This window comes from Streptococcus sanguinis (assembly GCF_019929145.1).
GTDB classification, from domain to species: domain Bacteria; phylum Bacillota; class Bacilli; order Lactobacillales; family Streptococcaceae; genus Streptococcus; species Streptococcus sanguinis_U.
On the sequence record NZ_JAHZOW010000006.1, the window covers coordinates 105,191 to 116,461 of the forward strand.

The window sequence follows — 11,271 nt, forward strand, 5'->3', positions numbered from 1 at the left end:
TCCCTTCTATTATTCTTCTGCAGCAGCTTTGGCAATCTTACGGCCCTTGTAGTATCCTTTAAGGGATACACGGTGAGAGCGTGAGTAATCACCAGTAGTTTCGTCAAAAGTTACAGTTGGAGCTGTCACTTTGTAGTGAGTGCGGCGTTTGTTTTTCTTCGCTTTGGAAGTGCGACGTGCAGGTACTGCCATTGTTTGTTTCTCCTTTTAGATTGTGAATTCGATTCAATTTGATGATTTTCATCAACTTTAACAGTATAACAAAACTTTTTTGTAAAGTAAAGTTACTTGACAGATTTTTTTCTTCTTTTTGCTTGATAGGAAAAAGTTTCAAATCCGCCTCTATATTTTCCCAATCTTCTGAAAATTTAAAAATTTTCTTCTGTAAAATACAGCCTAAGTGTGGTATAATAAAGCACAAAGATTACTGTAATGAAAGGGAAAGATATGACAGATAAGGACATTCGTCACAGAAGTAAGATTTATGACAGTATGGTTAAATCTCCTAACCGTGCCATGCTTCGCGCGACGGGGATGACTGATAAAGATTTTGAAACGCCTATTGTTGGGGTGATTTCCACTTGGGCGGAAAATACACCTTGTAACATCCATTTGCATGACTTGGGCAAGCTGGCCAAGGAAGGCATCAAAGCAGAGGGCGCTTGGCCTGTTCAGTACGGGACTATTACGGTTGCGGACGGGATTGCCATGGGGACGCCGGGCATGCGCTTCTCTCTGACCTCACGCGACATTATCGCAGACTCCATCGAGGCTGCCATGGGCGGGCATAATGTGGATGCTTTTGTAGCTATCGGGGGCTGTGATAAAAATATGCCAGGCTCCATGATTGCCATTGCTAACATGGATATTCCTGCTGTCTTTGCCTACGGCGGAACGATTGCACCGGGGAATCTGGACGGCAAGGACATTGACTTGGTTTCTGTCTTTGAAGGAATCGGGAAATGGAACCATGGTGACTTGACGGCTGAGGAAGTACGACGCATTGAGTGTAATGCCTGCCCTGGCCCTGGTGGCTGTGGTGGTATGTATACAGCCAATACTATGGCGACGGCAATTGAAGTTCTAGGCATGAGTTTGCCAGGTTCCTCTTCTCACCCTGCTGAGTCCAAAGATAAGCAAGAGGATATCGAAGCAGCTGGCCGTGCCGTCGTGAAAATGCTGAAGATGGGGCTGAAGCCGTCTGATATTTTGACACGTGAAGCCTTTGAAGATGCAATCACAGTGACTATGGCTCTGGGTGGTTCTACAAATGCTACTCTGCACTTGCTAGCCATGGCTCATGCGGCCAATGTTGAGCTGACGCTAGATGACTTTAATGTCATTCAAGAGAAGGTGCCACATTTGGCTGACTTGAAACCATCCGGTCAGTATGTCTTCCAAGACCTTTACGAGGTTGGTGGAGTACCGGCTGTGATGAAATATCTCTTGGCGAACGGCTTCCTGCATGGTGATCGCATCACTTGTACAGGTAAGACGGTGGCAGAGAATCTAGCAGAATTTGCTGATCTGACACCAGGTCAAAAGGTCATTATGCCGCTTGAAAATCCAAAACGTGCAGACGGTCCGCTTATCATCTTGCATGGTAATCTAGCTCCAGACGGCGCTGTTGCTAAGGTTTCTGGTGTTAAAGTACGCCGTCACGTCGGACCGGCCAAGGTCTTTGACTCAGAAGAAGCCGCTATTGATGCGGTACTGGCCGATGAAGTGGTCGATGGCGATGTGGTTGTAGTTCGCTACGTTGGACCAAAGGGTGGCCCTGGTATGCCAGAGATGCTGTCACTTTCGTCTATTATCGTAGGGAAGGGGCAAGGAGACAAGGTGGCTCTTCTAACAGATGGTCGCTTCTCAGGTGGTACTTACGGCCTGGTTGTCGGACACATTGCTCCGGAAGCTCAGGATGGTGGCCCGATTGCCTATCTTCGTACAGGCGATATGGTCACGGTTGACCAAGATACCAAGGAAATTTCCATGGCAGTATCTGACGAAGAGTTGGCGAAACGCAAGGCAGAAACGACCATCCCACCGCTTTATAGTCGCGGGGTACTTGGTAAATATGCTCACATGGTATCCTCTGCCGCTAAAGGTGCTGTTACAGACTTCTGGAAACCAGAAGAAACTGGTAAAAAATAGCTTATATATGATAAAAGAACCCGCTAGTTTTTCTAGCGGGTTTGATATTTTTACTTTAAATGTAGATGAACTAGTCATCTTCTTATCTAGGACTGATTCCCAGAGCAATGCGGCCGAAACGGCTGATACGGGTGATTTTCCAAGCAGGAGACCAAGTAACCTCAACAGAGGCACTTTCAATCTCATCGATTTTTTTAAGAGAGTCCATGATGGCGATGGGCAGACTCTCAGCACAATCACAGGCTGTATCGGTAAAGGTCATGACAACCTTGCAGTGGCCATTCTCGTCTAAGTTAATTTCATAAATCAACCCTAAGTTATAGACGTCTAGCTCTACGTCCGGATCGTAAATGCGCTCGAGCTTCTCCACCAATTTATCCTGAATTGCAGCTGCTCGGTCATTGATTTTGATATCGTCTCTCATGGCTATCCCCTTCTATCTGAGTTGAATTGTTTTTATTTTCTCACAATTCAGACTTATTTTCAAGTTATTTTGGAACATGAAAACGTATTTAGTTCTTCCAAATGAAAAATCCCTTTCAGACTCCTCAAAATGGCGGACTTATGATAGAATATAAGTACTAAAGAAGGCGGAGGTCAGAAGATGAAATTACAAAAACCTAAAGGAACTCAGGACATTCTTCCTCAAGAATCAGCCAAGTGGCAGTATGTAGAAGACTTTGCCCGCAAGACATTTAGAAAATACAATTACGGCGAAATCCGCACACCGATTTTTGAGCACTATGAAGTCATTAGCCGCTCGGTCGGGGATACGACAGACATCGTAACTAAGGAAATGTATGACTTCTATGACAAGGGCGACCGCCATATCACGCTACGTCCAGAGGGGACAGCGCCCGTGGTACGTTCTTATGTAGAGAATAAGCTTTTTGCTCCTGAAGTTCAAAAGCCTGTCAAAGTCTACTATATGGGCTCTATGTTCCGCTATGAGCGGCCTCAGGCCGGCCGTTTGCGGGAGTTTCACCAGATTGGAGCAGAGTGTTTTGGCTCTAGTAATCCTGCTACAGATGTAGAAATGATTACTATGGCAGCTCAATTTTTCAAGGATATTGGGATTACCAATGTCAGCTTGGAGCTCAACTCGCTGGGTAATCCTGAGAGCAGAGCTGCTTACCGTCAGGCCTTGATTGATTATCTGACTCCACTGAAGGCTAGCCTTTCAGCAGATAGCCAACGTCGCTTGGAGGAGAATCCGCTGCGCGTGCTGGATTCTAAAGAGCCCGAGGACAAGGCGGCTGTAGAAGGCGCTCCGTCTGTTCTGGACTATCTGGATGAGGAGAGCAGTATCTACTTTGCGGCTGTTCGCTCCATGCTAGAGACCTTACAGATTCCTTATGTCATCAATACCAACATGGTCCGTGGCTTGGATTATTATAATCATACGATTTTCGAATTTACAACAGAGGTGGCTGGCAGTCAACTGACCATTTGTGCTGGCGGCCGTTATGATGGTCTGGTTGCTTACTTTGGTGGCCCTGAAACCCCAGGTGTTGGCTTTGGTATGGGCTTAGAACGCCTACTTCTCGTTCTTGACAAGCAAGGAGTAGATCTGCCGATTGAAACCGCTCTGGATGTTTATGTAGCTGTTTTAGGAGCTGGTGCCAATAGCAGAGCTTTGGAGTTAGTGCAGGCTCTCCGCGCACAAGGATTTGCGGCAGAGAGGGATTATCTCGACCGCAAGCTCAAGGCTCAGTTTAAGTCGGCTGATATCTTTAAATCCAAAACTCTTATCACCTTGGGCGAAAGCGAAGTGGAAAATGGTCAGGTAACTGTTAAGAACAACCATAATCGTGAAGAGATTACTGTTAGCCTAGACCAAATCCAAGAAAACTATCAGCTTATTTTTGAAAAATTGGGGTTTTAAAGGTTTTAACCTAACAGTCAGAAACGCTATAGTATCAGATATTTGAACGGGTTTAGTTGACACAATGTCAATATATTTTCTAAAAAAATATCTTTAAAAACTTGAAACATAAAGTGATTATTGATACAATGTACTCGTTATATAAATTTGCTAAAGGAGAAACAACTATGGCACAAATTAAATTGACTCCAGAAGAACTTCGTCAATCTGCAAACAGATACACTGAAGGTTCTGAAAATGTAACTCAAGTTTTGACTACATTGACTAATGAACAAGCAATTATTGCTGATAACTGGGATGGTTCTGCATTTGATAGCTTTGAAGCACAATTCAACGAATTGTCTCCAAAAATCAAAGAATTTGCACAATTGCTCCAAGATATCAATGCTCAGTTGATTAAAGTTGCTGACATCGTTGAGCAAACTGACCAAGATATCGCTGCACAAATTCACTAATTTTGTTATAACGGCTTTAGGAAGGCAAGAGCCTTCCTATTTTTGTAAAGATTAAAAATGAAAAAATGGCAGTTTCTTTCATGTTTGATAAGAAAATCGCTGCAATGTAAAGGCAAGCTCTGACAATCTGAATCAATATCTGAATTAGACTGTTAGAGCTGTTTGTGTCTTTCTGTGTGCTTTTTTATGTAACAATAAACTAAAAAAATTTAAAAAGAAAAAGAAATTTACATCCATGGGAAATAAAAAATTACTTAAGTATATAGGAAACGTTGTTTTGGTTATTGCCTTGCTGGCTGCTGTAGTGACGCTGAATGTCGCAGTGCAAAAGAATACAAGCACTGCTAGGGACAGCAAGATTCGCACTGACCAAAAGACTAAACTAAATGTTGCGGTTGTCAATGAGGATCGGGCTGTCAAGGTTGACAAGAAAGAGTACAATCTTGGTGCTAGCTATGTCAAGAATCTGGAACGAGATGACTCTCAAAACTGGTATATCGTGACGCGTGGAGCTGCGGATACTGGTCTGGAAAATGGTAAATATCAACTGGTCGTGACGATTCCAAGTGACTTTTCAGAGAAGGTGCTAGATGTTAATGCTATCAGCGCAGATCGGACAATCGTTACTTATAAGGTCAATGCTGCGGGAAATCAGCAGATTGAAAATGAAGCTAATAATCTAGCTAAGGATATTATCGCGGATCTGAATAGCCAATTGGTTGATATGTATATGGCAAGCATCTTGAGCAATCTATATACAGCTCAGCAGAATGTGCAGGCTAGTTCAGAGGTCCAAATCACTAATATTGGCAATTACAGAACTAACTTGCTGGACTCAGCTATTGGCTCTAAGAATATCTTCCCAACATTGGTTAGTATGTCTGCCTCATCTGTCGAAGCCAATAACTCTCTGAAGACGACTCTGGAAACTTATGCTAAGGCTTTCGATGACTTGGATAACTCTCAGGCGACTTATGGGAAGAATTTTGATAGTCTTCTCAAACAGCGGGTCAGCGACCAAACTAGTTATGAAGCTTTCATGGACGAGTTGATTGCTATGGATAGCCAGCTTTTAAAAGAAGAAACGGAAAATCTTTATACGAGTTTGAATGAATCGCAAAAAAAATTGACCGCGCTGCTTGGACAAACGAAAAAACAATCAGATGATACTTCAGACGATGATAGTAATCAGCCAGATCAAAATCAATCTGATAATGTCAGCACGCAACTAAAACAGTTGGAAACTGCCTTGGAGACAGAGCGTGGGCAACTAGATGTTCATAAAAAGCAGATTCAGGGCTTTGTTGATAATAAACTAAGGGTCTACTATGGTGTTGAAGAAGGTAAGCCTATTGCTCTTAGCGCAGTGTTAGGAGATGCTATAACAAGCTACGATGCTTCTTTGAAGGCACAAATAGCTGAAGCAGTAAAAGCTTTGCCAGCTTCTCAACCAACAGAGGTGAAATTCGGATTGTCTGTTCCTGCTCTTGACTATTCAACCATTTCGCAATTTGGAACACCACAAGGAAATGGAAGTGCTGAGTTAGACAATCTGGCAGCAGCTGCAGAGAAAGCGGCTAGCTCTACAGCCAGCCCAGTTAATAGCCAGGTTGGAAAGGCTACTTTGTCAGTCACTCCACCAACAGGTGTAACAATTAAAACTATTACATACAATGGCGAAACAGTAGCAAATGGGCAAGAAATTAATTTAGCTGAGGGGGCTAATTTTAATGTGCAGTTCAGTGTAGCTAATGATGCTGCAGCCACTTCAGTTGACAGCTCAATTGATATTTCTCTGAATGGTATTAAGGTTGCAAGTGCGCCGGTGAATGTAGAGGATGCACAAAAAGCGGCAGCGGCATATGGAGCTAAAGTACAAGAGATTTCTTCTGCCTATCAACACGTTATGTCTTTAATCCAAGCTTATAATTCTTTTGATGAGTTAAAAAATAAAGATATGTCTGAATCTTTATCTACCCTTTTGATAAATGCTATTAATTCGAATCTAGATAGCTATCAAAATAGCTTGTCTAAAAGTAACGATGGTAAGAGTCAAGGGGTTAAAGAAACCTTGGATGAAACGATTAATAACTTGAAAAACAAGATAGAAGACGTCAAAGGGATCAATTCAGAACTCGCAACTGAGATTGATAAACAGCTCAATCTTTACAAAGATGTACGAGAGAAATTGAAAGGCATCTCAACTTCTCGGGAAACTTCTACTGATGCACTGAAAAAGACAGACACCGATTTGTCATCTCTGAATTCAGAATTCTCATCCTTGCTGTCTTCAACTTCTGGCGTTAAGTCTTCTTCACAGACCAATGTGCAAGCAGCTGATAGTGTCAACCAGATCTTCAGCAGCTTCAATCGTGAGCTGGAAAATGCACAAGGAACGACAGAGAAATTGTCTGCGAATGCTGAAAGCTTGATGGGACAATTCAATAAGGAATTGGAAGATAATGGCAACTTTGTGGAGTCCTTTGTCAAGGTTCTTAACAATGCCTATGAGAACGGTGTTCCTAATGAAGTATTGTTGGACTTCCTATCTAATCCAGTTGCTCAGTCTTCTTCATCTGTCAAAGCGACTGTCAATGTTTACCGTCCGTTTACTTGGATTCTCTTGTTGGAGATTGTCAGTCTCTTTACGGCCTATCTCTTTGCAACGCAAAATATTGTGCGCAAGGTTAAAGACCGCTTTAAGCTTAATAAACTACAAGATACAGATATTACGACTGTGGGCATTCTAGGCTTTCTGTCTCTGACGATTGGTCTGGTCATTGGGATTGTCTCCAGCATGCAGCTTCATATTGGAAAGGAATATGTACCATCTTGGGTCTTGTTGATTGTGGTTGCTAGCTTTGTCTTGATTCAGGGGCAGTATTTGTTCCTCAAGCATTTGCGCGTGATAGGTATGGGCTTAGCTTTCTTCATGATTATCAGCTTTGTCTACCTGTCTAGTGCCATTGGTACGACAGCTAGCTTGACTGGCTTCCCAGCCTTTATCAAGAGCTTGAATGCCTTGTCTGTGCTAGAAGGTATGCTGTCAGGTTACTTTGACGGCAAGACAGCTGGTTTCTTTGCCATCTTTGGTCTGATTGTCTTGCTGGCTCTGCTGGTTGCAGCTAATATCTTTATCAAGACTAGAACATTAAAAACTGAGGAAGTTTAAAAGAGTATGAAAAGAATTCTGTTTTTATTCCTACTCCTAAGTTCGTTTGCGGTGACGGCTGTTGCCGCAGATGAGCTTAAGGATAATCGTCTGCAGATAGATAATTCGCGGATTGAAAAAGAGCAAGAACTGAACTTTGGTGCACAATCGGAAGGCACCAAGTCTCTTTTCGTTGCTGAAAATCAGGAAAAAATTCAGGAGATGAAGAAGTATCAAAACAAACAGTTGGCCACAGAAGCGGGACAACTGTTTTCTGCTATACAGGGGCCGACGGATATTTACCATTCCAAGGAGCTTTTTCAGCCGGGAACGGAAAAATTGTCCAAGTTGCAGACGAGTTTGAAAAGTGATGATGAAAGCAGCTGGGATGATTTTCTGCCAGGAGTAGTCTACTTTGTAGCAGCCGTACTCTTGGTCAGTATGACTGTCTTTGTCAGCTATCGTATCAGTAAGGGAGAAGTATAACATGGAAGGACATATCAATATCACCCTCCGTTTGCGGGATAAGGACGTGGATATTCGTATTCCTAAGCGGATTGAGGTTCGTCGTTTCATTCGGGAGATTGATCAGATTTTCAATATCGAAGGAAAGCGTCATAAGTATCAGCTGCGGATTATTAACAAGGGGTTGATACTGGATGAGGGCAAGGTTTTGGCTGATTATCCAGTCACAACAGGAGATTTAGTAGAGATTGAGGAGATTTAAGGTGACTGAGGAAAAATTTGTATTTGCTGAACAAGAGTTTATCTATGAAAAAAATGATAAGAATTGGAGCCTAACGCTGAAGCGCTCGGATGTGGCAACGCAGGATTTGCGGGAGCTCTTGCTTTTGGACCTGCATCATCCGCTTTTCTTGGAGCAGGAGACTAAGGCTGATCACGATAGTGTCTACTTCATCTATCAGATTGAGCCTTTAGGGCTTTCTAAAGAAGATATTGAAAAGCGCACGATTTCTGAGCGGATTCGTCTGGCTCTCAATGTGTTTGCTTTGGAAGCGGCATTGGAATTGCCGGTTACTTTTTTGCTGCATCCTAGCAATCTATTTATTACCAAGGATGCTCAGGCGAAGATTGCCTACCGCGGAGTTCCGGGCATCATGACACCTCAGGCTATTTCTCGGGAGGACTTTTTGCGTCAGGCTAAGTGCTTTGCGGTGACGCTCTTTGCAGATCTGGACTTTATGGAGCTTTACAAGGGCTCGCTAGAGCTAGAAACTCTGCCAGATTTCTTAGTGGAACTGCGTGAGGCTGAGACTCTGGAAGATGCGGTTGCTGTTTTGGAGAAATCCTATCAGGAAAAGGCTGCAGAAGAAGCAGAGAAGCAGACACTGGTCTCCAAGCGCCAGCATAAGATTTTCAAACTGGCAACCATCTGGCTGACAGCAGCTGTTGTGATTTTGACCATTCCTTTGATTTATCTGATTTTCATACAGAATCCTTTCAAGGAAAAGCTGTTACAGGCGGATACTGCCTTTATCAAAGTGGACTATAGCAAGGTCATCGATGAGCTGGAGGGAATCTCTCCTAAGAGTCTGCCGAATACACAGAAATATGAACTCGCCTATTCTTATATCCAGGGGCTGGAATTTTCCGATGATCAGCGCAAGGTCATCCTGAACAATGTCACACTAAAATCAGATGATTTGTATCTCAATTACTGGATTCAAGTTGGACGTAATGATTTTGAAGATGCTTTGGACACAGCCAAACGGATTAATGACTCAGATCTGATTATCTATGCCTTGACGCAGGAGATGAAAAAGGTACGTGAGGACGATAGTTTGTCTGGTAAGGATCGGGAGACTAAGCTTGAGTCCTTGGAAGGCGAGTATAAGAAATACTGGGATAGCCGCAAGGAGCTTCTAACTGGTGATTCTAGCTCAAGCGCTTCTGGCGAGGAAGGTTCTTCAGGAGCAAGCTCTTCCTCCAGCAGTGAAGCGTCGTCTAGCAGTAGCGCGAAGGAGTAAGTATGAGCAAGACAATCATCATCTATACAGACCATCTGCGCTATGAGCTACAGCTGACAGAGGACAAGAAAGTTCTCTTGGCAGCGAGCGAGAAGGCTCAGCTTTACCTGCCCCATCAGGAGACTCCTATCCAGCTTCAGCTAGCTAAAGGGCAAGTCTTTTATCAGATGGGGGAAGAAACGGGTGTCGTAACTGATGGTCTGACCTTGGGTAATCTCACCTTGTATCAATCTGATTCAGAACCGGCTGTTTATGACCTGCTGGACAGAAAAGAGTTACTCATTAGCGACCAGAAGGGGGCAGCTATCAGTCTGGAAGCGCCTTTGGAGTTGCTCTTGAAGCGAACAAATGATTCTTGGCTTTTGACCAAGATGCGAGGTCAAGTCTACCTCAATCACGTTGAGTGGACGGGAGATCAAATCCAGCTGGAAGCCGGTGACGAGCTAAGCTTGGAAGGCATCTGCCTCAAGGTCTATCCAGAAGAAATCTGGGTGACGGGTCCAGCTACGGTCAGTTCTAACCTGACCTTGCGGGGCGCTTCTCGCCATGGTTTTTACCCAGACTATCCAGACTATCACCGTTCACCGCGGATTATCTATCGGAGTTCAGAGGACAAGATTCAGATTGCTCCGCCAAGCAAGGAGCCTCAAAAGCCCAATGATGAGCTCTTGAGACTGATTGTGCCGCCACTTCTCATGGTTGGGGTGACGGTGTTGATTACACTGGTTCAGCCGCGGGGGATTTATATCCTCGTTACGGTGACTATGTCGATTGCCAGTGCTATCTTTTCGGTGCGCGGTTTCTTCAAAAACCGCAAGAAGTTCAAGGAAGATAAGAAGGAGCGCATCGATCTTTATCACCTCTATCTAAAAGACAAGGCTATTGAGCTGAATAAGCTGGAACGTGAGCAGCGTGATGGGATGCTTTACCATTTCCCAAACATTAATGAATTGACAGGTCTGGTGGCAGACTACAGCCACCGCATCTACGAGAAGACACCGCTTCACTTTGACTTTCTTTACTATCGCTTGGGACTTGGCCAGGTGCCAACCTCCTATAAGCTGACCTATGGTCAAGAGGAGCGGAGCGGAAAGAAAGATGCGTTGGAAGAGGAGGGCTATGCTCTCTATACTCGGCATAAGAAAATTCCTGATCTTCCTATCGTGGCTAATCTCAGCCATGGACCGGTCGGCTATATCGGTCCGCGCAATCTGGTCCTAGAACAGCTCCAGCTCTTGGTCATGCAGTTAGCGGTCTTTCACTCCTACCACGATGTGCAGGTGATTACCATCATGCCAGAGGAGGAGCGCGATCAGTGGGATTGGCTGCGCTGGCTGCCGCATGCGACTCTACAAGAGCTGAACGTCCGTGGCTTTGTCTATAACCAGCGGACGCACGATCAGGTTCTAAACAGTCTCAACCAAATCCTGAAACTACGCAAGGCTCAGAAGGAAGAAGCGACCCGGCAGGAGACGACACTCTATAGTCCTCACTATGTGGTCTTGGTCACAGATGAAAAGCTGATTCTCGACCATATCATCATGGAGTTCTTCACAGAGGATCCGACTGACCTGGGCTGCTCACTGATCTTCGTGCAGGATGTGATGAGCTCGCTGTCTGAGAATATCAAGACGGTTGTCA

The 11,271-nt window shown here is 44.2% G+C and carries 9 protein-coding genes and 1 pseudogene; 8 read left to right on the plus strand and 2 right to left on the minus strand.

Going from position 1 to position 11,271, the window contains the following annotated elements:
• Positions 1–9 precede the first annotated feature (9 nt).
• Positions 10–192, minus strand: a complete 183-nt coding sequence (rpmF, locus tag K1I94_RS10725; RefSeq protein WP_002907528.1) for a 50S ribosomal protein L32 — start codon at positions 190–192, stop codon at positions 10–12.
• Between the two features lie 255 nt (positions 193–447).
• Here rpmF and ilvD point away from each other — a divergent pair, with 255 nt between their 5' ends.
• Positions 448–2,151 (plus strand): dihydroxy-acid dehydratase, encoded by a 1,704-nt coding sequence (gene ilvD / locus K1I94_RS10730; RefSeq protein ID WP_023917059.1) that lies wholly within the window; start codon positions 448–450, stop codon positions 2,149–2,151.
• Positions 2,152–2,233: 82 nt separating this feature from the next.
• On the opposite strand, the gene K1I94_RS10735 is transcribed toward ilvD, so the two are convergent.
• Positions 2,234–2,575 carry a metal-sulfur cluster assembly factor gene (locus K1I94_RS10735; RefSeq protein ID WP_002899327.1) on the minus strand — a complete coding sequence of 114 codons (342 nt, stop codon included), beginning with the start codon at positions 2,573–2,575 and terminating at the stop codon, positions 2,234–2,236.
• A 180-nt stretch (positions 2,576–2,755) separates the two neighbouring features.
• On the opposite strand from K1I94_RS10735, the gene hisS reads away from it, so the two are divergent.
• The 7 genes and pseudogenes from hisS to K1I94_RS10770 all read left to right on the plus strand — a co-directional run.
• A complete protein-coding gene (gene hisS, locus K1I94_RS10740) occupies positions 2,756–4,036 on the plus strand; it encodes a histidine--tRNA ligase (RefSeq protein WP_223315302.1) in 1,281 nt (426 codons plus the stop codon).
• A gap of 167 nt (positions 4,037–4,203) precedes the next feature.
• A complete protein-coding gene (locus K1I94_RS10745) occupies positions 4,204–4,491 on the plus strand; it encodes a WXG100 family type VII secretion target (protein ID WP_009659211.1) in 288 nt (95 codons plus the stop codon).
• 235 nt (positions 4,492–4,726) lie between these two features.
• Complete coding sequence (gene esaA, locus K1I94_RS10750; protein WP_223315303.1) at positions 4,727–7,663, plus strand: type VII secretion protein EsaA; 2,937 nt, start codon at positions 4,727–4,729, stop codon at positions 7,661–7,663.
• 6 nt (positions 7,664–7,669) lie between these two features.
• The gene (gene essA, locus K1I94_RS10755) at positions 7,670–8,128 is read left to right on the plus strand and encodes a type VII secretion protein EssA (RefSeq protein WP_009659201.1); all 459 of its coding nucleotides are present in this window, start codon (positions 7,670–7,672) and stop codon (positions 8,126–8,128) included.
• A gap of 1 nt (position 8,129) precedes the next feature.
• Positions 8,130–8,369, plus strand: a complete 240-nt coding sequence (locus tag K1I94_RS10760) for an EsaB/YukD family protein (RefSeq protein ID WP_002894139.1) — start codon at positions 8,130–8,132, stop codon at positions 8,367–8,369.
• A 1-nt stretch (position 8,370) separates the two neighbouring features.
• Complete coding sequence (essB, locus tag K1I94_RS10765) at positions 8,371–9,630, plus strand: type VII secretion protein EssB (protein ID WP_009659186.1); 1,260 nt, start codon at positions 8,371–8,373, stop codon at positions 9,628–9,630.
• 2 nt (positions 9,631–9,632) lie between these two features.
• Positions 9,633–11,271, plus strand: a pseudogene (locus K1I94_RS10770) (type VII secretion protein EssC); the annotation flags it as partial.

Excerpts from the sequence above, each read along its gene's own strand:
- rpmF (WP_002907528.1), bottom strand. The coding sequence starts at position 192 with ATGGCAGTACCTGCACGTCGCACTTCCAAAGCGAAGAAAAACAAACGC.
- ilvD (WP_023917059.1), top strand. The coding sequence starts at position 448 with ATGACAGATAAGGACATTCGTCACAGAAGTAAGATTTATGACAGTATG.
- K1I94_RS10735 (WP_002899327.1), bottom strand. The coding sequence starts at position 2,575 with ATGAGAGACGATATCAAAATCAATGACCGAGCAGCTGCAATTCAGGAT.
- hisS (WP_223315302.1), top strand. The coding sequence starts at position 2,756 with ATGAAATTACAAAAACCTAAAGGAACTCAGGACATTCTTCCTCAAGAA.
- K1I94_RS10745 (WP_009659211.1), top strand. The coding sequence starts at position 4,204 with ATGGCACAAATTAAATTGACTCCAGAAGAACTTCGTCAATCTGCAAAC.
- esaA (WP_223315303.1), top strand. The coding sequence starts at position 4,727 with ATGGGAAATAAAAAATTACTTAAGTATATAGGAAACGTTGTTTTGGTT.
- essA (WP_009659201.1), top strand. The coding sequence starts at position 7,670 with ATGAAAAGAATTCTGTTTTTATTCCTACTCCTAAGTTCGTTTGCGGTG.
- K1I94_RS10760 (WP_002894139.1), top strand. The coding sequence starts at position 8,130 with ATGGAAGGACATATCAATATCACCCTCCGTTTGCGGGATAAGGACGTG.